Annotated in this window: 25 protein-coding genes; 12 read left to right on the plus strand and 13 right to left on the minus strand. The window is 64.6% G+C overall.

Translation table 11 applies throughout. From position 1 onward, the window contains the following. Positions 1-45: 45 nt before the first annotated feature. The 6 genes from FDY95_RS25095 to FDY95_RS25120 all read left to right on the plus strand — a co-directional run bounded on the left by FDY95_RS25095 (position 46) and on the right by FDY95_RS25120 (position 4635). Positions 46-696, plus strand: coding sequence for a hypothetical protein (locus FDY95_RS25095; RefSeq protein WP_138082348.1), 651 nt, complete (start codon positions 46-48; stop codon positions 694-696). Between the two features lie 52 nt (positions 697-748). Then, positions 749-1120: a hypothetical protein gene (locus FDY95_RS25100; protein ID WP_138082350.1), complete on the plus strand. Its 372-nt coding sequence runs from the start codon at positions 749-751 to the stop codon at positions 1118-1120. Between the two features lie 144 nt (positions 1121-1264). Continuing rightward, positions 1265-2017, plus strand: coding sequence for a class I SAM-dependent methyltransferase (locus FDY95_RS25105; RefSeq protein ID WP_138082352.1), 753 nt, complete (start codon positions 1265-1267; stop codon positions 2015-2017). Between the two features lie 48 nt (positions 2018-2065). Beyond that, positions 2066-2800, plus strand: coding sequence for a ZIP family metal transporter (locus FDY95_RS25110; protein ID WP_138082354.1), 735 nt, complete (start codon positions 2066-2068; stop codon positions 2798-2800). 252 nt (positions 2801-3052) lie between these two features. After that, entirely contained in the window at positions 3053-4156 is a 1104-nt protein-coding gene (locus tag FDY95_RS25115) for a hypothetical protein (protein ID WP_138082355.1), read from the plus strand. Continuing rightward, positions 4153-4635, plus strand: a complete 483-nt coding sequence (locus tag FDY95_RS25120) for a hypothetical protein (RefSeq protein WP_138082357.1) — start codon at positions 4153-4155, stop codon at positions 4633-4635. The genes FDY95_RS25115 and FDY95_RS25120 overlap by 4 nt, the downstream gene beginning before the upstream one ends. Before the next feature lie 113 nt (positions 4636-4748). Here FDY95_RS25120 and FDY95_RS25125 read toward each other — a convergent pair whose 3' ends face one another. The 3 genes from FDY95_RS25125 to FDY95_RS25135 all read right to left on the minus strand — a co-directional run bounded on the left by FDY95_RS25125 (position 4749) and on the right by FDY95_RS25135 (position 6637). Beyond that, positions 4749-5075 carry a chaperone modulator CbpM gene (locus FDY95_RS25125; protein ID WP_138082359.1) on the minus strand — a complete coding sequence of 109 codons (327 nt, stop codon included), beginning with the start codon at positions 5073-5075 and terminating at the stop codon, positions 4749-4751. Between the two features lie 13 nt (positions 5076-5088). After that, positions 5089-6039: a DnaJ C-terminal domain-containing protein gene (locus FDY95_RS25130; protein ID WP_138082361.1), complete on the minus strand. Its 951-nt coding sequence runs from the start codon at positions 6037-6039 to the stop codon at positions 5089-5091. Between the two features lie 259 nt (positions 6040-6298). Then, a complete protein-coding gene (locus FDY95_RS25135) occupies positions 6299-6637 on the minus strand; it encodes a DUF3140 domain-containing protein (protein WP_138082363.1) in 339 nt (112 codons plus the stop codon). 144 nt (positions 6638-6781) lie between these two features. Between FDY95_RS25135 and FDY95_RS25140 the strand changes: the two genes are divergently transcribed. Then, complete coding sequence (locus tag FDY95_RS25140; RefSeq protein WP_138082365.1) at positions 6782-7189, plus strand: DUF6799 domain-containing protein; 408 nt, start codon at positions 6782-6784, stop codon at positions 7187-7189. Between the two features lie 101 nt (positions 7190-7290). On the opposite strand, the gene FDY95_RS25145 is transcribed toward FDY95_RS25140, so the two are convergent. The 3 genes from FDY95_RS25145 to FDY95_RS25155 are packed head-to-tail and all read right to left on the minus strand — an operon-like array spanning position 7291 to position 8785. Next, positions 7291-7488: a hypothetical protein gene (locus FDY95_RS25145; RefSeq protein WP_138082367.1), complete on the minus strand. Its 198-nt coding sequence runs from the start codon at positions 7486-7488 to the stop codon at positions 7291-7293. A 24-nt stretch (positions 7489-7512) separates the two neighbouring features. Beyond that, complete coding sequence (locus FDY95_RS25150; RefSeq protein WP_138082369.1) at positions 7513-7899, minus strand: septal ring lytic transglycosylase RlpA family protein; 387 nt, start codon at positions 7897-7899, stop codon at positions 7513-7515. Positions 7900-7921: 22 nt separating this feature from the next. Beyond that, positions 7922-8785: a glycoside hydrolase family 25 protein gene (locus FDY95_RS25155; RefSeq protein ID WP_138082371.1), complete on the minus strand. Its 864-nt coding sequence runs from the start codon at positions 8783-8785 to the stop codon at positions 7922-7924. 117 nt (positions 8786-8902) lie between these two features. Here FDY95_RS25155 and FDY95_RS25160 point away from each other — a divergent pair, with 117 nt between their 5' ends. Then, positions 8903-9232 (plus strand): hypothetical protein, encoded by a 330-nt coding sequence (locus tag FDY95_RS25160; RefSeq protein ID WP_138082373.1) that lies wholly within the window; start codon positions 8903-8905, stop codon positions 9230-9232. 187 nt (positions 9233-9419) lie between these two features. On the opposite strand, the gene FDY95_RS25165 is transcribed toward FDY95_RS25160, so the two are convergent. Beyond that, complete coding sequence (locus tag FDY95_RS25165) at positions 9420-9803, minus strand: Hsp20/alpha crystallin family protein (protein WP_138082375.1); 384 nt, start codon at positions 9801-9803, stop codon at positions 9420-9422. A 317-nt stretch (positions 9804-10120) separates the two neighbouring features. After that, positions 10121-10483 carry a VOC family protein gene (locus FDY95_RS25170; protein ID WP_138082377.1) on the minus strand — a complete coding sequence of 121 codons (363 nt, stop codon included), beginning with the start codon at positions 10481-10483 and terminating at the stop codon, positions 10121-10123. Positions 10484-10641: 158 nt separating this feature from the next. On the opposite strand from FDY95_RS25170, the gene FDY95_RS25175 reads away from it, so the two are divergent. The 3 genes from FDY95_RS25175 to FDY95_RS25185 all read left to right on the plus strand — a co-directional run bounded on the left by FDY95_RS25175 (position 10642) and on the right by FDY95_RS25185 (position 13011). Next, positions 10642-11064: a hypothetical protein gene (locus FDY95_RS25175; RefSeq protein ID WP_138082379.1), complete on the plus strand. Its 423-nt coding sequence runs from the start codon at positions 10642-10644 to the stop codon at positions 11062-11064. A 77-nt stretch (positions 11065-11141) separates the two neighbouring features. After that, positions 11142-12470: a TCR/Tet family MFS transporter gene (locus tag FDY95_RS25180; RefSeq protein WP_138082381.1), complete on the plus strand. Its 1329-nt coding sequence runs from the start codon at positions 11142-11144 to the stop codon at positions 12468-12470. 34 nt (positions 12471-12504) lie between these two features. Then, positions 12505-13011, plus strand: coding sequence for a GNAT family N-acetyltransferase (locus FDY95_RS25185; RefSeq protein ID WP_138082383.1), 507 nt, complete (start codon positions 12505-12507; stop codon positions 13009-13011). 6 nt (positions 13012-13017) lie between these two features. Here the strand turns inward: FDY95_RS25185 and FDY95_RS25190 are convergent, their stop codons facing one another. Then, positions 13018-13467: an SUKH-3 domain-containing protein gene (locus tag FDY95_RS25190; RefSeq protein WP_138082385.1), complete on the minus strand. Its 450-nt coding sequence runs from the start codon at positions 13465-13467 to the stop codon at positions 13018-13020. A 247-nt stretch (positions 13468-13714) separates the two neighbouring features. Further along, on the minus strand, positions 13715-15484 hold the full coding sequence (locus FDY95_RS25195) for a serine hydrolase (RefSeq protein ID WP_138082387.1): 1770 nt from the start codon (positions 15482-15484) through the stop codon (positions 13715-13717). A gap of 371 nt (positions 15485-15855) precedes the next feature. Between FDY95_RS25195 and FDY95_RS25200 the strand changes: the two genes are divergently transcribed. Beyond that, complete coding sequence (locus FDY95_RS25200; protein WP_138082389.1) at positions 15856-16257, plus strand: STAS/SEC14 domain-containing protein; 402 nt, start codon at positions 15856-15858, stop codon at positions 16255-16257. 88 nt (positions 16258-16345) lie between these two features. Here FDY95_RS25200 and FDY95_RS25205 read toward each other — a convergent pair whose 3' ends face one another. From FDY95_RS25205 to FDY95_RS25215, 3 genes are all read right to left on the minus strand, one after another. After that, a complete protein-coding gene (locus tag FDY95_RS25205) occupies positions 16346-17200 on the minus strand; it encodes a pirin family protein (protein ID WP_138082391.1) in 855 nt (284 codons plus the stop codon). A gap of 156 nt (positions 17201-17356) precedes the next feature. Next, entirely contained in the window at positions 17357-18343 is a 987-nt protein-coding gene (locus FDY95_RS25210; RefSeq protein WP_138082393.1) for a hypothetical protein, read from the minus strand. Between the two features lie 13 nt (positions 18344-18356). Beyond that, on the minus strand, positions 18357-19775 hold the full coding sequence (locus tag FDY95_RS25215; RefSeq protein ID WP_138082395.1) for an MBOAT family O-acyltransferase: 1419 nt from the start codon (positions 19773-19775) through the stop codon (positions 18357-18359). Positions 19776-19837: the final 62 nt, after the last annotated feature.

A 19837-nucleotide genomic window follows, 5' to 3' on the forward strand; every position in this document is an offset into this window, starting at 1 on the left:
CACGTTCACTCATCTATTCATCCACTCATCTACTCATCAAGAAATATGCAACCACCCATTCCCCGCGGGGGCGGCGCGGGCCGCCAGTTCGTCCAGCAGCCGCAGCAGCCTTCGCCGCTGGCCATCCGCACCAAGAAGTACCAGCTCGACAAGGAGACCTACACCCGCATGGCCCTCACGCAGGTGTGGAAAAAGGACTGGTGGCAGGCCGCCATTCCGCTGGTGGTGCTGGCGGTGCCGGCTATTTTCAGCTTTTCGTGGTGGTGGATAGCGGCGGCCGTGCTCGTGACGGTGCTCTACGTGCTGCTGCGCTCGGCCCAGGTGACGGGCATCACCCAGCTGGAGCAGGGCAAGGTGCTGTTTGAGCGCCTGAGCTACGAGTTTGACCCGCGCTACATCGCCCTGCGCGCCAACGACAAGGATCAGCCCCGCGGCATGACCTGGGACATGATCGAGACGGTGAAGCGCACCAAGGACGCCTACGTGCTCTACCTGAAGCAGCCCGACGCGGCCGAGCAGGTATCGGGCTGGCGCCTGTGGCTGGCCAAGCTGATGTGGGTGCCGGTGTTTATTCACCTGCCGCTGCGCATCTTCCCGGCGCCCAAGGACCTGACCATGTTCGAAAACCTGCTGCGCCGCAAAAACCTGCTGCCGGCCACCGCGCCCAGCGCCGCCGACGCGCCGAAAGCTGCCTAACCGCGGTTTTGTCCGTACTTCGCATTCCGAGAACCTACTTCGCCTTCCTTATATGACCTCCAACAAACTCGTTCTGGGCCTGGCCACGGTGGCCGCCCTGGCCCTGGGTGCGTGCAGCGCCGAGCCTTCCGATTGGCGCGACGACAAGAAAGTATCCGTGGACTCGGTGCCCCCCGGCACCCGCGACACCGAAAACTTCGACCTGGCTACCGACGCGCCCAGCCAGCATAAGGGCGGCGCCATTGCCGAGCCCATCAGCCAGAACCACGACGCCCCGCAGACCCTGGACGCCGCCGCCGGCAAGCACGACGTGATGTCGGCTGAGCACGCTACTTCGGCCAATGCCGAAGAGGCGGCCGCCGAACATACCGCCACCGAGCACGACCTGGGCAACAAGCCCGGCGAGGTGCAGAAGGAAAACTAAGGCCTTCGATTTCGGTTGTTCCGACGCCCCGGCGCGGGGCTGGCCGACACCGGTCAGCCACTGCGCCGGGGCGTCGGCGTCGGCGGGCGGGTAGCGGCCGATTTTCTGCTTACTTGCGCCCCTGCCTATTGCCCCCTGCCCCCTATGCATCCCACCAGCTATGCCCAGTCCGCGGAGTGGTTCAGTACGTGGTTTGACTCGCCGTACTACCACCTGCTCTACCAGGACCGCAACCACGACGAAGCGCGCTACTTCCTCGACAACCTGCTGCGCCACCTGCACCCCAAGCCCAAGGAACGGCTGCTGGACCTGGCCTGCGGCCGGGGCCGCCACTCCATTTACCTGAACGAGCACGGCTTCGACGTGACGGGCATCGACCTTTCGGCCGAAAACATCGACGCGGCGCGGGCGGCTGAGAACGAGCGGCTGCGCTTCCACGTGCACGACATGCGGGCCCCGCTGCCCTACGGCCCGTTCGATTTCGTGCTGAATTTGTTCACTTCCTTCGGCTACTTCGACGAAGAGGCGGAAAACGTGGTGGCCCTGCGCAACGCCGTCGACGCCATGCAGTACGGCGGCAAGCTGGTCATCGACTTCATGAACACCGAGCGCACGGTGCGCGAGCTGGTGGCCCACGAAACCAAGCATGTGGAGGGCATCACCTTCGAGCTGCACCGCCACCTCGACCGCGACTTCGTGGTGAAGGACATTCGCTTCGTGGACCGCGAGGGGCAGCCCCAGCATTTTCAGGAACGCGTGCGCGCGTTGAGCGTAGAGCGGTTTCGCGAGTACTTCTACCTGGCCGGGCTGCGGCTGGGCGAGGTGCTGGGCGACTACGACCTGCGCCCCTACGTGCAGGCCGAAAGCCCGCGCATGATTTTCATTCTCAAGAAATAAGCCCGCCGCCGGTGCCCCATGGCGCCGCGGGCGGGCCGCTTACCCGCAATGCTCGTAGCCCTTCTGCTGCTGTTTGTGACGGTGCTCGGCGCCGGCTGGCTCACGCGCTTCGTCCCGACGGCCCACACCACCTGGCTGCGGCCCCTGCTGGCCTTCAGCGGGGCCTACCTGGTTACGCTCACGCTTACCCACCTGCTGCCCGAGGCGCTGGAGCTGGATACCGCCAGCCACCGCGTGGGCTACTTCGTGCTGGCTGGCTTCTTCGGGCAGCTGGTGCTGGAGCTGTTTTCGCAGGGCGTGGAGCACGGCCACCAGCACGTGCACGCCGAGCACGCCCACGCGGGCGTGCCCTTCCTGCTGCTCGGCTCGCTCACGCTGCACGGCTTCATGGAGGGCAGCATCTTGGTGCAAAGCCCCGGCGGCGAAGTGCCCGGCGGCTTCTACGCGGTGCTCACCGGCGTGGCCCTGCACCACATTCCGGCCGCCTTTGCCCTGATGGCGGTGCTGGTCACGCGCCTGGGCTCTTTCAACAAAGCCCTGCCCTGGCTGACCATTTTTGCCGCTGCGGCGCCGCTGGGCGTGCTCTTTAGCTACTACCAGGGCCTCGACCCGCTGCAGCACGGCGGCTGGTACCCGGCGCTGCTGGGCCTGGTGAGCGGCAACTTCCTGCACGTGTCGACCACCATCCTCTTCGAAGTCAGCCCCGAGCACAAAATCAACGTGCGCAAGCTGCTGGCTACGGTGCTGGGCGCCGGGCTGGCCCTGCTGGTGAACGGGCACTAAGCGCAGCCGCTTCAGCCACGGAAAAGCTTGCGCTGCCGGCTGGAACCACGATTTCCCGGACACCCCAGCTGGTCGGGTGTTATTGGTATAGCGGAACCACAGCGGCCTTATCGTAGTACGAGTACTGATGAGCGGCAATTCCCCTACGTTACTCGACTACCAATCTGGCTGTGCGGCACACGCTGGCACCTGTCCCAAGGTCTCCTTGGCTGAAGGCACCCAGGGCGGGCTTGCAAACTTATGGGCTCATCAATGACTTCGCCGCGTAATCAATTCCGCGTCGCGGCCACTTCGGCCGAGCTGGCGCAGTTCCGGCGAGACGCCTGGCGCCTGTACCAGCCCGTGGCGCCGGTGGCCGTTGAGGCCTTCGGGCAAACGTGGCAGCTGCGGCCGGGCCTGACCTTCACGCCCTTCGCCAACGCGGTGCGCTGCACGGCCCACTGCGCCTTCTGCTCTGAGGAGCTGCAGCGCTACGACGGGCACCAGCTCACGGCCAAGCGCCTCATCGACGACTACCCGGCCTATTTTGCCCGGCTGCAGGCGGTGCTGCGGCCGTTTCGGGGCCTGCCGCTGGGCCTGAGCTTGTCGGGGCTCGAAGCCACGGCGGAGCCGCAGTGGCTGCGCGAGCTGCTGGCCAGCCTGGGCGCGGCGGAAGCGGCCGGTAGCGTGTTCGACGAGAAAGTTCTGTATACCAATGGCAGCGGCTTCGTGCTCAGCCCCGACCTGGCCCCGGCCCTGCAGGACTTCGGCCTGACCCGGCTGGAACTCTCGCGCTGCCACGACGACGAGGCGGTGAACCAGCAGATCATGCGCTTCAACCGCAATCAGCCCATGCGCCACAACGCCGTGTACGCGGCCACGGTGCGCACGCTGCACCAGCATGTGGCCGTCAAGAACTCCTGCATTCTGACCCGTGAGGGCATTGCCTCGCTGCCCGATGTGGAGCGGTACCTGGCCTGGGCCGCCGGGCTGGGCGTGCGCCGGGTGGTGTTTCGGGAGTTGAGCCGGCTGGAAGGCAGCTACCTGCCCAACCGCTTTACCGAGTGGATTGAGGCCCAGCGGGTGCCCATCGAGCCGCTGCTGGCGGCTGTGGTGCCCACGCTGGAGGAGCCGCGACCGGGCTGGCAGTACGCGGGCAGCACCTTCGGCTACTATTATTACAACGAGCATTACCGCTGGCAGGGCACCGACGTCATCTTCGAAACCAGCAGCTACCCGGCCCTGCAGGCGGCCAACGCCACCGGGGTGCTGCAGAAGCTCATCCTGCACTCCGACGGTACGCTGGCCGGCGACTGGGACCCCGACAGCCACGTGCTCAGCCGCCTCGACGCCCCAGCCGCCGCGCCCCAGCCATGACGGCCACCCACGAGCAGCTCTACCGGCGCACGCTCCGCGCCCTAGTGGCCGCCGGCGTACCGTTCGTAGTACTGGGCACGTTCGCCCTGCGCCGGCAGTGCCCGCCGCTGCCGCGCCGCCTCGTCGCCGACTGCGACCTGCAGCTCCCGCCGAACGAGGCCGTGCTCACCCACCTGACGCAGCTGCTGCAAGCAGCCGGCTGGCAGGTGACGCTGTGGGAAAAGCCCGTTCAGCTACCGCTCACCACGGCAGCGCTGGCCGGCAAGTACTACCTGCGCGCCCGCCGAGTAGGCGCCGTGCTCGACTGCACTTACGAGCACGATTCCCTGAGCTGGCCGGAGTTCCAAGCCAGCAGCTACCACCACGAAGGACTGCCCCTGATGCGCGCCGCCGCCATTCTGCAGCAGAAAGCCCAGATCGGCCGCCCGCGTGACTTGGCGCTGCTCGACTGGTGGCAGCAAACTATCGGCCCGCTCTAGGGTGTGTGAGCAGTTTGGAAAAAGCACGTCATGCTGAGCTTGTCGAAGCATCTCTACCGCTTCGTTGTTCGGTAGAGATGCTTCGACAAGCTCAGCATGATAGCCTGGAGGCATCAGTATTCCGCATCGGTAGCCGGGTGGCGGCGCACCCAGGCTTCCAGCTGGGCTGCCCGGGCCGATTGGCGCGTCAGCTCGTACTGCAGCTGCACCAGGCGGCGGCGCATGGCCAATACCAGGTCGATGCCTTCGGGAGCGAGGTGCAACTCGTGGTGCAGGCGGGCCAGGCGGGCCAGGTGGTCGGCTTCGTCCTCGATGAGGGGCTCGGCGGCTTCGGGTTGCAGGCGCAGCCAGCCCAGGTCGGCCAGCTCGTGCAGCACGGTTTCGGAGAGGCCGTAGGTGCTGGCGCAGTCGCGGAAGGTGAGGGTCACGTAGTGGGTCATGGCGGGTGACGAATTAGGCCGACACGGTTTCGCCGCGCAGCTGGGCCAGCTGGCGCACGAGGTCTTTTTCCTGGTCCGAAAGGTGCTGGGGCAACTCCACCTGTAGGCGCAGGTATAGGTCGCCGTGCCGGTCGGTGTGGCCGTACACGGGGAAGCCTTTGCCGCGCAGGCGCAGGCGGGTGTTGTTGGCCGTTTCGGGCTTGATCTTGATTTTGACGGGTCCGCCGAGGGTTTCCACCACCTGCTCGCCGCCCAGCAGGGCCTTGTACAGGCTCACGGGCACGTCCATGGTCAGGTCGTGGCCGGTGCGCACGTAGCGGGCGTCGGGGCGCAGGCGGAAGGTGATGAGCAGGGAGCCGTTGGGCCCGCCGTTGCGGCCGGGGCCGCCCTGGTCGCGCAGCCGGATGGTCTGCCCGTCTTCCACGCCGGGCTTGATGGTCAGGCGCAGGCTCTTGCCGTTCACGTTCACGGTGCGCGGGCCGCCGTGGAAGGCTTCTTCCAGCGTCAGCTCCATTTCGGCCTGGTAATCCTGTCCGGCCGCGGGCCGGCTGCTGCGGGCCCCGCCCCCGCCGCCCATGCCCCCGAAGATGGAGCTGAAGAAGTCGGAGAAGTCGGCGTCGCCGCCGAAGCCGCCTCCGCCAAAGCCGCCGAAGCCCCCGGCGCTGCCCTGCCCGGCGTACTGCGACCAGTCGAAATCGCCCTGCCCGCCGAAGCCGCCGCGCCCGCCGCCCTGCTGATAGCGCTGCCAGTCGGCGCCCAGCTGGTCGTACTTCTGGCGCTTGTCGTCGTCCGACAGCACCTCGTTGGCCTCGTTGACCTCCTTGAACTTCCGCTCGGCCTCCGGGTCGTTGGGGTTCACGTCGGGGTGATACTGGCGGGCCAGCTTGCGGTACGCCTTCTTGATCTGGTCCTTGGTGGCCGATTTCTCGACGCCCAGCACCTTGTAGTAGTCCTTGTAGTCCATGACGGGAGGGAAATTCTGAATTATAAATTATGAATTCTGAATTGAGGTTGGGTCGATTAACGGAGAACCTATTTGGGAAGTGTCATGTCGAGCTTGTCGAGACACCTCGCATGCTGACTTCCACGAGTAATCCGTTTGTTCAACGAGAAGAATAGCCCCCGAGCGAGATGTCTCGACAAGCTCGACATGACGCTCCAAGGGCTTCCTGAACAGCTTCGGAGACTCTTCCAATTCAGAATTCATAATTCAACATTCAGAATTATTTGAGCGGGTCGTGGCCCCAGTTCATCAGCGAGTAGCGCCAGCGCGAGGTGGGTACGTCTTTCTTGTCGTGCGGGCCCTGGGCCAGGTGGCGGCTCACGTAGCTGTGCACCTTGTGCATGTGGGCTTCGTCGTCGGCCGTCAGCTCGGCTTTTTTCTTGTGCAGTATTTCCACTATGCGCTGCCCGGAGTGGTGGCCGATGCTTTCCCCGTCGCCGCTGTCCTGCCCGACGGATTTGGATTCTTCCGTCTTCAGCCATTTGTCGAGCTCGGACGCGGTCATGTTCACGTCCGTCTTGAATTGATTATAAATGTCGCCTGAGGGTTTCGTAGTCATGATTTTGCGGCTGAGGGATGAACGAAATCAGGAGTTGGTCCGTTAGTGGCGAAAATATGGCAGCGCGGCAGTCGGTTGTACTTGGCTGATATTGTCGATTTGCCGTATCTTCCCTTTCCCTTACCTTTTACCACCCTTTCTCCCATGAAGTTTTCTTCGACTCTCCTGACCCTGGGCCTGCTCACGTTGGGCATTGCCGCCCAAGCCCAAACGCGCCCCGCACCGCGTAAAGCTGCCGTGCCGCAGCGCCCCGTGATGAAGAATGCCGGCGTCAAGGACGGCTTCATGATGCAGGACGGGAAAGTGATGCACACCGAAAACGGCCACACCATGCCCGTTGCCGCGCTGACGGCGCTGCCCAGCGGCGTGAAGGTGCAGCCCGACGGCGTGGTTATCATGGCCGACGGTAGCACCGCGCAGCTGCAGAACGGGGACTATATGTCGCCGAGCGGCCGCCTGACGACCATGCGCATGAAGGCCGAGCAGGACAGCCTGGCCAAAGCCGCCATGCTGGACCCCAAAGGCAAAAACAAGAAGAAGAAAGGCAAGTAAGCTTCGCTGCTGCCCAAGCAAAAAAGCCCGTGACTACGCCGTCACGGGCTTTTTTACGTCTGAAACCGAGCCGGGCTGAGGCAAGGCCCCACGACGGTGGCTTAGCTGAAGGTGTAATCCTGTAGAATGGCGCGGGCTTCCTCGTCGTCCTTGGCTTCCACCACCTCGTCGATGACGAACTGGATTTCCGTTTCCGACCAGGTTTGCTGCTCGGCGGCTTTCACGAACTGGCCCAGCGTCACGAACCGGCTGGTGGCGGCCGGCGGCATGGTCCATTTTACTTTCTTACGAATGCGCATAGGGAGGAGGAAAGAAGGTCTGACTCAGCGGCCGCGGCCCTTGCGCACCACCTTGATTTTGACGGGCGCCACGCCGGCCTTGTCGACGCCGATTTTGTGGGCGGCGCTCTTCGACAGGTCGATGATGCGGCCCTTCACATGCGGCCCCCGGTCGTTCACGGTTACCTTCACGGAGCGGCCGTTCTGGACGTTGGTCACGCGCACCACCGTGCCGAAGGGCAGCGTGTTGTGGGCGGCTGTGCGCTTGCCGGGGCGGTAGGGCACGCCGCTGGCCGTTTTGCGGCCGTCGAACTTGTCGGCGTAGTAGGAGCCCTTGCCGGTTTCGGTGTAGGCCCCACCGGCGCAACTGCCCAGCAGCAGCAGGCTCAGCAGGCAAGTCAGCGGGCGAAAAGGCAGCGGCGGCAGGTTCATAGGCGGGAAAGGTAGGGCGCCGCTACTGGCGCGAAGTGCCTGAGGCGGCTTTGCGCGGCGGAATGCGCAGGGCCAGCAGGTTGGCGTAGCTGCCCTGGTATACGTTGAAATCGACAGCGCCGCGAATGCCGGGAATGTAAGCCTCGTCGGAGTGCTGCCATATAATCCACTTCTCACGGGCCAGGGCGGGCTTTTCCACCTCGTAGTGCGCTAGCCAGAGCGGGTAGTCATCGAAGTGCCCGGCGAGGTAGCGACGGTAGAAGCTGTAATTGGAGTACAGGATGGGCCGCACGCCGTAGTGGCGCTCCACCAGCCGCAGCCAGGTGCCGATGTGCTGGCGCATCACGGCCACGTCGTGAAACTCGGGGGCTTCCACGTCGAGCACGGGCGGCAGGTCGCCGGGGCCGAGGTCGGCGGTGCGGGTGAAGAGGTTGGCCTGCTGGGCGCCGTCGTAGTTGGGCTGAAAGAAGTGGTAGGCGCCGCGGCAGATGCCCGCCTTCCGGGCCCCGCGCCAGTTGCGGGCGAAGCGTCGGTCGCGCAAGCTCACGCCCTCCGTGGCCTTGATGAACGCGAAGCGCACCCGGTGCCGGGCCACCTCCGGCCAGTCGATGCTGCCCTGGTACGACGACACGTCGATGCCGTGCACGGAGTAGCCGTCGAGCAGCGGCGTTTTTTCCCGGCCCGTGAGGTAGTCGGCCGAGAGCGTGGCCCAGGCACGGCGCACGTAGCGGTGCAGCTGCCGCCGGTAGTGCCCGTAAAACAGGCCCGCGCCCAGCAGAATCAGCAGCAACGTCGCCAGCACAGTGCGCCGCCAGCCGCTCCGGCCCGCGCGGCGCGGGGCCGGACGGCGAGCAGCAGCAGCAGAAACACGGCGGACGCGGGGCATAGGCAAACGAAGGTGGTCGGAAAGCGAAGATAACGTCAAGACGACGCTTGCTGGTGCCCGCCGCCGTGCCGGGCCACGGTGAAACTGGTAATTTCAGGGCCCAACCATCCCGCTGCCATGGCCGCCGACGTCCGTTCCGAAGTTTCCGGCCCCCGGGCCTTTCTGCTTGGTTTAGTGGGCTTCGCGGCCTTCGAAACCGCCGTGTACTATCTGCTGCGCTGGGCCACCTCGGGCCTGGGCGAGCGAAACCAGTTTCAGGCCGAAAACACCATCGTGCGCAACTGGGTGAAGACCACCGCCTTTTTGCTTGGGCATCTCACGCTGGTCATCATTGCGGTGCTCGTGCTGAGCAACCTGCTGCCGCGCCGCTACCGCAGCCAGATCATACCCTGGTTTCTGCTGTCGTTGCTGGTGATGTTCCTGCTGCTCTGGCCGCTGTTTGAATAGATGAGTGGATTTCGGATGAGTAGATGGGCGGATGAGAAAGACCTCTGAATAGCCACTCATCGACTCATCTAAAACCTGCTCATCAAAAACAAAAAAGCCACTGCGGGCGAGGCAGTGGCGGTGAAACCATGAGGTGTCGGTCGGTCCCGACGGTATAAACGGAGCGGGCAAGGCCCGCCGAAGAAGCCTAGCGGCGGCGAATGTTGATTTCGCGGTGGTTGGTCGTCGGGTCCTGGTACGGGATGCGTACGCGCAGCTCGTGGCCTTCGTGCTCGGCATCGATGCGGGTCAGGTCCAGCTCAACGGGCAGCTCGAAGGTCTGCACGAACAGAGGGGCAACCAGCTGTTCCTCGGCGGCGTGGCGGTATTCGGCGAATACGTCCAGGCGGTTGTTGTTCAAGACGACGTGGAATGTCTCGGGGCGTACGCTCGGAGCCGACACCCGGATAACCACGCCCTGTTCGCGCTTCTGCACACGCACCTGCGGCTGCGCCACCCCGCCGCCCAAGGTATTGAGCAGGTTGAGTTGGGGAGCAATGTTGTGCAGGAATTCTTGGCTGATAAGTTTCATGGCGGTGGTCCTTATTCTGTCTTTCGAAGGGTTGATTTGCAAACAGTGTACCAACCTGATTTGTCGGCATGCCGACTTCTTTGTTTGTCATATTGGCGGAAAACAGCAGTTTGCCGGTCCTGATAAGGTGTCATTATGACGGGTCAAGCTGGGAGTGGGTCTACAGCCGTAGCCCAGAGTACAACAACGCAACAGCAAAAAAGCCTCCCTGCACGAGCAGAAAGGCCTTGATTGGATCCGTAAGGTTGTTCTGAGGCAATAAACTTCAGAACACCCGCAGGCAGCGCGAAGACAGTCAGTTAAGAACCCTGGCGGGGCTAAGCCGGTAACTGAAAGTGCGGATTCTGGATGACGCCCAGCAGATTGCCGAACGGATCGAGCACGCACCCCACGTAAATGCCGCCGCCCACTTCGTGCACGGCTTCGTGGGACTGGGCGCCCAGCTCCAGCAGGCGGGTGTAGGCCGCGGCCGCATCGGGCACGCCCCAGTAGGTGACGGGGCCGCCCGGCCCGGTGCCGGGGCTGTTGGGGTCGAGGCCCAGCTCGTAACCGCCCACGTTGAAGCCCACGTAGAACGGCTCGTCGAAATAGGGCGGCTGGCCCAGAACCTGGGTGTACCACTGGCGGGCGCGTGCCAGGTCACGGACGGGGTACACAATGGTGCGTAAGCCTTGAAACATACGTAAAGCGAAAAAGGAATGGAAAACCAGCCGGCAAATAGCGCCGCCGCTTGCCGATAACCAAGCCTGGGACGCCCCAGTTTGGGAATGCCCGGCTCGTTTCTGCTACCTCCACCCGTCCGGCGCGTACTTTTACCCCGCCTCCGCCTTTCCCATTCATGGCCGCTCCCGATTTTCTACAGATTGACTACCGCCCCGACCTCGACCTGCTGGTGGGCCGCTGGCTACGCGCCGTCGGCGAAGGGGAGTTGTACGCCAGCTACCCCGCCCTGCTGGAGGTGGCGCGGGCGCAGCATTGCCGCTACTGGCTGCTCGATGCCCGTCGGCGCCTGAACGTGGAAGTCGCCATTACGCCCTGGCTGCTCAACGACTTTCTGCCGCGCCTCGGGCAGCACCTGGCGGGCCGCGTCTACCTAGCTTACCTGGTGGCCCCCATTCAGCTCACCGACGCCGTGCCGGCCGACAAGAAAATCCCGCCGCTGGTGTATTTCGAGGGCAAAGCCAGCCTGATGCAGCGCTTCACCGACGAAGCCGAAGCCATAGCCTGGCTGCGGCAGCAGCAGGCGCAAGAAGGTCGATAGGCTAATATTTTTAGTAAAATCTTGTTTAAAAATTTAGTATTGTCGTATTTGCATGTTCACCAGCTGACCTCTTCGTTATGGCCGCCGAACCGCGCAAAGCTGCCCTGGGCTTCATTTTCGTCACGCTGCTCATCGATGTCATCGGGTTTGGCATCATCATTCCGGTAGTACCCAAGCTGATTCAGCAGCTGACCGGCGGTACCATCAGCGACGCGGCCCGCTACGGCGGCTGGCTGGTGTTTGCCTTCGCCGTGATGCAGTTTCTGTTTTCACCGGTGCTCGGCAACCTCAGCGACCGGTACGGTCGGCGGCCCGTGCTGCTGTTTTCGCTGTTCGGCTTCGGGCTCGACTACCTGCTGCTGGTGGTGGCCCCTACCATTGGCTGGCTGTTCGTCGGGCGGCTGCTGGCGGGCGTCACCGGGGCCAGCATGACCACCGCCACCGCCTACATTGCCGACGTGAGTCCGCCGGAAAAGCGGGCGCAGAACTTCGGCATGGTGGGCGCCGCGTTTGGGCTGGGCTTCATCATCGGGCCGGCCATCGGCGGGCTGCTGAGCCGCTGGGCGCCGCAGCTACTGGGCGGGTTCGGGCAGCTGACGGGCGTGGTGCTGGACGCGGCTCAGTGGGGGCCGCGGGTGCCCTTCATGGTGGCGGCCCTGCTCACCTTCGTCAATTGGCTGTACGGCTTCTTCGTGCTGCCCGAGTCGCTCGACGAAGCGCACCGCCGTCCCTTCGAACTGCGCCGGGCCAACCCCGTCGGCTCGCTGCGGCAGCTGCAGCGCTACCCGGTTATCTTCGGGCTGGTCGGCTCACTGATATTCATCTACGTCGCGGCCCACGCCACGCAGAGCACCTGGTCGTACTTCACCATGGAGAAGTTTGGCTGGAACGAGGCCTGGGTGGGCATTTCCCTGGCCGTCATCGGGGCGCTGGTAGCCATCGTGCAGGGCCTGCTGATTCGCTACATCAACCCGCGCCTGGGCTCGGAGCGCTCGGTGTACGTGGGCATGCTGCTCTACGCGCTGGGCTTTCTGCTCTTTGCCTTCGCCTCGCAGGGCTGGATGATGTTTGTGTTTTCGGTGCCGTATTGCCTGGGCGGCATTGCCGGTCCGGCCATTCAGGGGCTGATTTCGGCCCAGGTGCCGCCCAACGAGCAGGGCGAGCTGCAGGGCGGCCTGACCAGCCTGATCAGCCTCACCTCCATCGTGGGGCCGCCGCTGATGACCAACCTGTTTTCGTATTTCACCGGGCCGAAAGCGCCGGTGTATTTCCCCGGCGCGCCATTTTTGCTGGCGGCGGTGCTCACCGTCATCAGCGCCTGGCTGGCCGCCCGCTCCCTGCATGGCTCAATGCACCTGCGCCGCCCGCAGGAAACGCCGGTGCCCGAACAGGCGCTGGTGGAGTAATCTGACCTTTGTTTCCGACTGTTTACCTGTACCGATGCTCACAGTTCGCCCCTCTACCGAAGCCGATCTGCCCGCCATCCTGGATATCGTGCGGCGGGTGGTGCCGCTGATGCAGGCCGCCGGCAACTTTCAGTGGGAGGCCGACTACCCGAATGAGGCCGTGTTCCGGCAGGACATCGACCGGGCGCAGCTGTGGGTGGCCGAGGTCGACGGGGCCGTAGCCGGCGTAGCGGCCCTGACTACCGACCAGGACCCAGAATACGCCCAGGCCGACTGGGACCCGGCGGAAACGGCCATCGTCACGCACCGCCTCGCCGTGGACCCCGCGGTGCAGGGCCGGGGCGTGGCAGCCGCCCTGCTGCACCAAGCGGAGGCGCTGGCCACGGCGCGCGGACTGACTGTGCTGCGGGTGGACACCAACTCGGAAAATCAGGCCACGCAACGGCTGTTTCCGAAGCTGGGCTACCGATTCGCGGGCGAAATCATGCTGGGCTTCCGGCCCGGGCTGCGGTTTTTTTGCTACGAAAAGCGGCTGGACTAGCCCGGGCTACAGCTGCTCGAACGGCAGATCCAGGCAAACTGCGGTCAAGGCTGAGCGGGCATCCGTTCCCAACAGGTAGAAGCAGTCGTCGCAACCGGCGCCATAAATGCGGCCCTGTGGGTCCATCAATAGCAGCAGGTCTTCGCCGTAGGCCACGCCCAGAACGGCCAAAGCAGGTTGGCCCAGCAGTTGGCTCAAGCCTTCCTGAGCAGGCTGATAGTGCGCAAGCTGCACCGCCAGCGCCGGTTCAAACTGCAGATTGCTGACGCTGCCGTCGTGGCGAAGGAAGCGCAGGTGTAGGCTCCCAAACTCGCTCAGGAACCTTTCTGCTGCGCCAAACCACGCGCCGCCCGAGGAAGTATTGGCGGCGCTATATGGCTGCGTACTCACGCGGCGCCCTTCGTGCCAGCCCGCTTCGCGCAGGACGTGTCTTACTTCATCGGAAAAAACAGACATCCCAGTGCTTATAGAGGGAGTACAAATTTATCCGAAAATAACAAAGTAAGATAATGCGGCCTCGATAAAATACACGGCTGCGTTATTGGCGGCAGCTTGGCCGCGCGGGCCTGATTAGCAGGGCATTCAGGCTTGCGCGCCCTTTGCGGGCTGAAGGACTACACCGGGTGAAACCTGAGGGGCGAGGCTTTGCCGCTCGCGGCCCGGAAAATAACCGCCGTTGCCGTCGTGCCGGGCAGCCGGCCGACTAGCGTAGCCACTCGCGGCCGGCTGCCAGCAGGCGGGCCAGGTAGGAGGGGGCTGGCGCCGAAGACGGGGAAGCCATGGGCGTTGGGCTGGCCGGAGCGGCAGCATCACGAGCGGGAGCCGGGGCCGGGCGGCTTGCCTGGATGGTGGCTTTGCCGGGGCGCTTGCGGCGCGAGGCGTTGGCGGCGGGGCGAACGGCTTTGCTGCGCCGCGCCAGCACCGGCGGCAGGGCCGGCGTGCGGAACTCCAGCACCGGATTGCCATCGAGGGCGTAGACGGGATGCTCCCCGGTGCCGGCGCTCTGCCGGTACTCCACCACGCGGGCGTAGTAGGTGCGACCGGGCTCCAGGTCGCGCACGGTCACGGCGCTGTCGGGGCCGGCCGTTACCACGGCGCCGGTGCCCAGAGTGGCCCCGCGCCCGAAGCTGGCGTCGGCCACGTAGTTGGTGCCGTCGGTGGGCAGGGCCGTCAGCGGGGCTTTTTCCTGCAGCACCAGCAGCCGGCCCGTGCCGTTGCCGTTGTGCCAGCTTAGGCGGGCGGTGGTGGGGCCCAGCGGTTTGGCTAGCAGGCGGACGGCGTTTTGTTCGGGGGCGAAGAGGTCGTAGGCGGGCCAGCGGCCGTCGGCGGCGCGCAGGCAGTCCCAGCCCAGCTCTTCCAGGTCGTGCCAGAAGCGGTTGGGCAGGGCGCGGCCGTTGAGCAGGATGGCCCAGGTGTAGCCCGCGGCGGTGCGTACCACGCAGCTGGCGGTGCCGTCGAGCGAGCCGGTGTGCCACCAGGTGCTGCGGTCCTTGTTGACGAGCCAGCCCTTGGCGTAGCGGCGGTTGGGCTCGTCGGACGTGGTCATGGTATCGATGGTGGCGGCCGTCAGCAAGTCGGGGCGGGTGGCCGAGCCGTCGACGGCCAGCACCAGGCGCACCAGGTCGCGGGCCGAAAACAGCCAGCCACCGTGGGCGTGCATGGCCTCCAGATTCCAGGCGCCGTAGGGCATGGGCACCTGCTGCCCGGTGCCGTAGCACGACTCGCGGGTGGTCTTGCTGAAATACTCGGCCTCGCGCTCTTGCTTGTCGGCCAGCAGGTTGCGGCCCAGGTGAGCTTCCCGTACCCCGGCCGGCGCGAAAATGTGCTGCTGCACCCAGCGGGCGTAGCTCTGCCCCGTCACCTGCTCAATGACTTTGCCCAGGATGAGGTAACCCATGTTGGAGTAGGCGAAGCGGCTGCCGGGCGTGAAGTTCAGCCCGCGGCTGAGCACGAAGCGCACCAGCACCGAGTCGGCCACCGGGTTGCTGGCTTGCATGGCCTTGGCCACGTACAGCGGAAAGTCGATGGGGTCGGAGCTGCTCAGGTCGTCGACGCCGGCGTTGCGGTTCCAGCCGCCGGTGTGCTCCAGCAGCTGGCGCACCGTGATGTCGTAGATGCGCTGATCCTGAATGACTTCGTTGTAATAAGAGCCGCGCAGGTAGCCTTCAGGCCCGAACACGCGGTGGTTAAGTGTGAGTAGGCCGTCTTCGGCCAGCTTCATGACGGCCAGGGCCGTAACGGGTTTCGAGATGCTGGCCACCCGCAGCAGGTGGGCGGGCTGCATGGGCTCGGTGCGGGCCAGGTTGGCGTAGCCGAAGCCCCGCTCGTACACCAGGCGGCCGTCCTTGCTGATGGCCACCGAGGCGCCCGATATGTCCCAGCGCTGCAGAAACGCCTGTACCACCGCGTCGCAGGGCGCCAGGGCCGGTTCGGCCACGCCCGTTTGCGCCCGCGCCGACAGTACTGTCAGCATCAACCCCACTACCAAAGTAAACCACTGCTTCACGCCGCCGACCTGTAGATAAAGCTCTGCCTCAGTCCCATTCCGCGCCGAACGCGGGTAGGACGATTCTACAAGTTTACCAGATTGTTAGAAGAAAATGGTAATATTATAAGGCAAATAAATTGTTATTTTCCGAGTCATGGTTCTAAAATGTTCGGTTTTGGGCTTATTGGCAGGCTAATGAGTGTTAGGGAGCAAAGGGAAATTCAAGAACCGAATTGCTAGAAATTGTGTTTTTTGGCGAGGTGATAAGGTGTCCGGACTGGCTTTCCCAGGCTGGTGCGTAGCCTGGGTTTTACTTACCGCCGCGCGGGCCGCATCCGCGCCGGTTACAAGGGTACATGGGGCAACAATCCATTTTCTTCCATAATACCGCCGGACGTCTGCACGACGACGCCCGCGGTTTTCTGCGGATAACGTGGCACCCCAACGTGCCCGACGAGGCCGCCCGCCGCGAGCTGATGGAGCAGGCCCTGGAGTGGCTGCAGCACTACGGGCACGGCCGCATCCTGGCCGATCAGCGGTTCATCACGCCTTTTTCCGCGGCCGAGCAGCAGTGGATTCAGGAGCACTGGACGCCGCGGGCCGTGCAGGCCGGCTACCGCCGCCGGGCCGTGCTCACCGCCCACAACGGGGTGGCCCGGCAGTCAGCCGCCGCCATCATCATGCCCATGCGCGAGCAGATCAGCTACTGCTACTTCGACAACGAGCACGAGGCGGTGGCCTGGCTGCTGGCGCAGTAGGGACGTCAGCGCTTCCGTCAACACACGCCGGCCCGGCTTACTCCGCAAAGTGAGCCGGGCCGGTGCGGTTATGGCATAGCGGTTCAGCCTAGCCGCGCCACTGGCCGAACTTGCCGGCCTGGTAATCCTGGTAGGCCTGCTGAATTTCGGCGTTGGTGTTCATCACGAAGGGGCCGTAGGCCACGATGGGCTCGTTGAAGGGCCGGGCGTGGCCCAGTAGCAGCACCGCGTCGCTCTGGGCTTCGAAGCGCAGGTCGTCGCCGTCGTGGTTGAACTCGATGAGGCTTAGCGCTTCGGCGGGCTGATCCTGCACGCGCAGCTGCCCGCGCACCACGTAGCAGAAAATGGTGTGGTCGGCCGGAATGGTCAGCGCCAGCTGGCCGCCGGCCTTGAAGTACACCGTGGCCAGGGCCACATCGGCCAGGGGCTGCACGGCGCCCGCGGTGCCGGCCCACTCGCCCGATATGGCCTGCAGGCTTACGCGACCTTCGTCGAGGCTGACGCGGGGTATTTCGGGCTCCTGCAGGCCCACGTAGCGCGGCTCGGTCATCTTGTGCTTGGCGGGCAGGTTCACCCACAGCTGCAGAATTTCGAGCGGGCCACCCGTGCGCTTGAACTCCGGCGACGATACCTCGGCGTGAATCAGCCCGCGGCCGGCCGTCATCCACTGAATGCCGCCGGCGTGAATGACACTCTGGTGCCCGCCGGTGTCCTCGTGCATGATGTCGCCCTCCAAAATGAAAGTGACGGTTTCGAAGCCGCGGTGCGGATGCGGGCCGAAGGGCAGGCCCCGGTTATTGGGCTTGTAGGTCTGCGGGCCGTGATGATTCAGGAACAAAAACGGGTCGAGGTGCTCGACGGAGCGCGTGGGCAGGGCCCGGTACGTGACCAGGTCGTCGATGGGGGCACTGACGGCGCGGTGCTGCTGCTTGATGGTGCGCATAGAAGAGGAATGCCGATAGGAGAATAGCGCCCGGCAGTCCAGGGGGAATCTGCCGGGCGCTACCGTTCAATACCAGCTGACCGGGAATAGGTTTCGGGCGGGGCGTGCCCTGCAGGTAACCGCCCCCCTACTGTTCGCCTGACTCGGCCGCCCGTGTCACCGCTGCGCCAGGGCCAGATAAGCCGAGGGTTGGCCGCCGGCCGGCTCCGGCGCCTGCACCGCCAGCAGGGGCTTCAGCTCGCGGGCCAGCAGCTGGCTGTAGTGCGGAATGCCGCGACTGTTCAGGTGGGTGGCGTCGCGCCAGAAGCGCATGGCCGTCAGGGCAGCCGGGGCGGCGGTGGCGGCGTAGTTCAGGTAGGGCACATGCTCGCGCCGCAGCAGCGAATCGACCAGCGCGGCCGACTGCGGGGCGTGGGGCGGTACCTGGTAATAGGGCGTGGTGAAGCAGATGAGCCGCACGCGGTGCTGGCGACACAGAGCCACAAAATCGTGCAGGTAGCGCAGGTGCGCGCGGTTGAGTTGGTAGCGCTCCTTGGCCAGGTAGTGAGTGCTGTAAAGCGTATTGATGCTGTCCTGCGCGGTGGGTGCGTAGGGCTCGAAGCCCTGCGAGGGCGCGGCGCCCTGCCGCTGCAGGTACTGGTTCTTGGCCAGCCCGAACAGGCGCCCGTTGTGGCGGTACAGCGCCAGGCCGTGCTTGAGTGGCTCCCAGCGCGACAGTTCCTTGCTGTACTGCGTTACCAGCGGGGCCTGGCCGTAGTAGTGGCGCAGGTTGCGGATGTCGGCCGGAAAGCTGGGGTGAATGTACTCGTCGAGGTCGATGTGCAGCAGGATGGTGCGCGGCAGCTGGCGCCGCTCGGCCAGCAAGCTCAGCAGCCCGGACTGGAAAATCTGGCTGGTGCCGGGGTGCGCCAGGCTGAAAGCTTCCACGGGCAGGCTATCGGGGTTCACGTCGAGCGAGGCGCGGGAGTTGCCCATCAGTACCAGCGCGGGAGGGGCCGGGCGGGCAAAATAGGTGTTGAGGATTCCACCCTTCTGCCCCACGAAGGTGCGGGCGTAGACGCGGTCGAGTACGTAGGCCCCGCCGTGGTCGATGAGCAGCAGCAGGCCCGCAAACAGCGCGAAAAACAAGGCAAAGCGTTTCATGACGAGCGGCAGCTTAGAACTGGAAGTAGATAAACTGCTCGCCCGTCGATACGCCGAAGCAGATAATGAGCAGGGTGAGGGCCAGCGAAAACGCCAGGGGGCGCGTCCAGGTGCGGTGCGGCATGATGGCCTCGGTGTTGCGCCCGCGCAGGTAGCCGTATTCCACCAGCACCAGCAAGATCAGGCCCAGCAGCAGCGGCCCGGCCGTGCCCGGCTCCCAGGCCAGCGAAGTGCCCGGCACCTGCTCCACGATGTGGCGCACGATGAACGTGGCCTGCTCGAACGACTCGGCGCGGAAGAACACCCAGGTCAGGCAGATCAAGTGAAACGTGAGGCCGATGCGCAGCAGCTTCGACCACCAGGGCAGCCGTTCGGTGGCCTCCACGCGCACGCCCAGCAGCTTTTCGCCGCTCAGGTACAGCCCGTTGAGGAAGCCCCAGATGACGAAATTCCAGGAGGCGCCGTGCCAGAGGCCGCCCAGCAGCATGGTCAGCATCAGGTTGCGGTAGGTCAGCCACTTGCCCAGGCGGCTGCCGCCCAGCGAGATGTAGAGGTAGTCGCGCAGCCAGGTGGAGAGCGAGATGTGCCAGCGGCGCCAGAACTCCGTGACGGACTTGGCGAAGTAGGGCATGCGGAAGTTTTCCATCAGCCGGAAACCCATCACCTGCGCCGAGCCCAGGGCAATGTCGGAGTAGCCCGAAAAGTCGCAGTAGATCTGCACCGCGAAGGCGTAGGTGGCCAGCAGCAGCGACCAGCTCGAATGCACCTCGTAGTGGTTGTAGACGGAGTTGACGTACTCGGCCATCACGTCGCCCACCACCACTTTCTTGAAAATGCCCCAAAGCATGCGCTGCAGCCCGATAAGCGTCTGCGTAAAGTCGAAGCGCTTCACTTCGTGGAACTGCGGCAGCACGTTTTGCGGCCGCTCGATGGGGCCGGCCACCAGCTGCGGATAAAACATCACGTAGAGCGCGTACAGCCCCAGATGACGCTCGGCCCGGAAGTTGCCGCGGTACACTTCGATGGTGTAGCTCATGGCCTGAAAGGTGTGAAACGACAGCCCGATGGGCAGAATAATGCTCAGGTACGGCAGCGCGTGGTGCGTGATGTGCAGCGAATCGAGCAGGGCGTTGACGTTGTCGGTGAAGAAGTTGTAGTACTTGAATACCGCCAGCACGCCCAGATTGGCCACCAGGCTCAGCACCAGAAACTGCTTGCGCCGGCGGCCCTGGGCCTGCTCGATCTGAATGCCGGCCACGTAGTCGATGCCGATGGTGAAGAGCAGGATGAGCAGGTAAATGGGGATGAAGGCCATGTAGAAGCCGCAGCTGGCTGCCAGCAGCAGCATCCAGCGGAATCGGTGGGGCAGAGCCCAGTACGCCACCGTGACCACGACGAAGAAGACGAGGAACTCGACGGAATTGAAGAGCATGACGGGAAGAGAGAAGGTTGGTGGAGGGCAATAGGAAGCCTGGCGCCCGATTGGCGGGTCGC

This window comes from Hymenobacter jeollabukensis, assembly GCF_005771675.1.
GTDB classification, from domain to species: Bacteria; Bacteroidota; Bacteroidia; order Cytophagales; family Hymenobacteraceae; genus Solirubrum; species Solirubrum jeollabukense.

What these genes read in the sequence shown, in the direction of transcription:
- FDY95_RS25180 (WP_138082381.1), top strand. Translation starts at nt 11,142, where the DNA reads ATGGCCGCCGAACCGCGCAAAGCTGCCCTGGGCTTCATTTTCGTCACG.
- FDY95_RS25100 (WP_138082350.1), top strand. Translation starts at nt 749, where the DNA reads ATGACCTCCAACAAACTCGTTCTGGGCCTGGCCACGGTGGCCGCCCTG.
- FDY95_RS25140 (WP_138082365.1), top strand. Translation starts at nt 6,782, where the DNA reads ATGAAGTTTTCTTCGACTCTCCTGACCCTGGGCCTGCTCACGTTGGGC.
- FDY95_RS25110 (WP_138082354.1), top strand. Translation starts at nt 2,066, where the DNA reads ATGCTCGTAGCCCTTCTGCTGCTGTTTGTGACGGTGCTCGGCGCCGGC.
- FDY95_RS25095 (WP_138082348.1), top strand. Translation starts at nt 46, where the DNA reads ATGCAACCACCCATTCCCCGCGGGGGCGGCGCGGGCCGCCAGTTCGTC.
- FDY95_RS25105 (WP_138082352.1), top strand. Translation starts at nt 1,265, where the DNA reads ATGCATCCCACCAGCTATGCCCAGTCCGCGGAGTGGTTCAGTACGTGG.
- FDY95_RS25170 (WP_138082377.1), bottom strand. Translation starts at nt 10,483, where the DNA reads ATGTTTCAAGGCTTACGCACCATTGTGTACCCCGTCCGTGACCTGGCA.
- FDY95_RS25150 (WP_138082369.1), bottom strand. Translation starts at nt 7,899, where the DNA reads ATGAACCTGCCGCCGCTGCCTTTTCGCCCGCTGACTTGCCTGCTGAGC.
- FDY95_RS25135 (WP_138082363.1), bottom strand. Translation starts at nt 6,637, where the DNA reads ATGACTACGAAACCCTCAGGCGACATTTATAATCAATTCAAGACGGAC.
- FDY95_RS25125 (WP_138082359.1), bottom strand. Translation starts at nt 5,075, where the DNA reads ATGACCCACTACGTGACCCTCACCTTCCGCGACTGCGCCAGCACCTAC.
- FDY95_RS25145 (WP_138082367.1), bottom strand. Translation starts at nt 7,488, where the DNA reads ATGCGCATTCGTAAGAAAGTAAAATGGACCATGCCGCCGGCCGCCACC.
- FDY95_RS25195 (WP_138082387.1), bottom strand. Translation starts at nt 15,484, where the DNA reads ATGCTGACAGTACTGTCGGCGCGGGCGCAAACGGGCGTGGCCGAACCG.
- FDY95_RS25190 (WP_138082385.1), bottom strand. Translation starts at nt 13,467, where the DNA reads ATGTCTGTTTTTTCCGATGAAGTAAGACACGTCCTGCGCGAAGCGGGC.
- FDY95_RS25130 (WP_138082361.1), bottom strand. Translation starts at nt 6,039, where the DNA reads ATGGACTACAAGGACTACTACAAGGTGCTGGGCGTCGAGAAATCGGCC.
- FDY95_RS25200 (WP_138082389.1), top strand. Translation starts at nt 15,856, where the DNA reads ATGGGGCAACAATCCATTTTCTTCCATAATACCGCCGGACGTCTGCAC.
- FDY95_RS25175 (WP_138082379.1), top strand. Translation starts at nt 10,642, where the DNA reads ATGGCCGCTCCCGATTTTCTACAGATTGACTACCGCCCCGACCTCGAC.
- FDY95_RS25215 (WP_138082395.1), bottom strand. Translation starts at nt 19,775, where the DNA reads ATGCTCTTCAATTCCGTCGAGTTCCTCGTCTTCTTCGTCGTGGTCACG.
- FDY95_RS25115 (WP_138082355.1), top strand. Translation starts at nt 3,053, where the DNA reads ATGACTTCGCCGCGTAATCAATTCCGCGTCGCGGCCACTTCGGCCGAG.
- FDY95_RS25185 (WP_138082383.1), top strand. Translation starts at nt 12,505, where the DNA reads ATGCTCACAGTTCGCCCCTCTACCGAAGCCGATCTGCCCGCCATCCTG.
- FDY95_RS25210 (WP_138082393.1), bottom strand. Translation starts at nt 18,343, where the DNA reads ATGAAACGCTTTGCCTTGTTTTTCGCGCTGTTTGCGGGCCTGCTGCTG.
- FDY95_RS25205 (WP_138082391.1), bottom strand. Translation starts at nt 17,200, where the DNA reads ATGCGCACCATCAAGCAGCAGCACCGCGCCGTCAGTGCCCCCATCGAC.
- FDY95_RS25165 (WP_138082375.1), bottom strand. Translation starts at nt 9,803, where the DNA reads ATGAAACTTATCAGCCAAGAATTCCTGCACAACATTGCTCCCCAACTC.
- FDY95_RS25160 (WP_138082373.1), top strand. Translation starts at nt 8,903, where the DNA reads ATGGCCGCCGACGTCCGTTCCGAAGTTTCCGGCCCCCGGGCCTTTCTG.
- FDY95_RS25155 (WP_138082371.1), bottom strand. Translation starts at nt 8,785, where the DNA reads ATGCCCCGCGTCCGCCGTGTTTCTGCTGCTGCTGCTCGCCGTCCGGCC.
- FDY95_RS25120 (WP_138082357.1), top strand. Translation starts at nt 4,153, where the DNA reads ATGACGGCCACCCACGAGCAGCTCTACCGGCGCACGCTCCGCGCCCTA.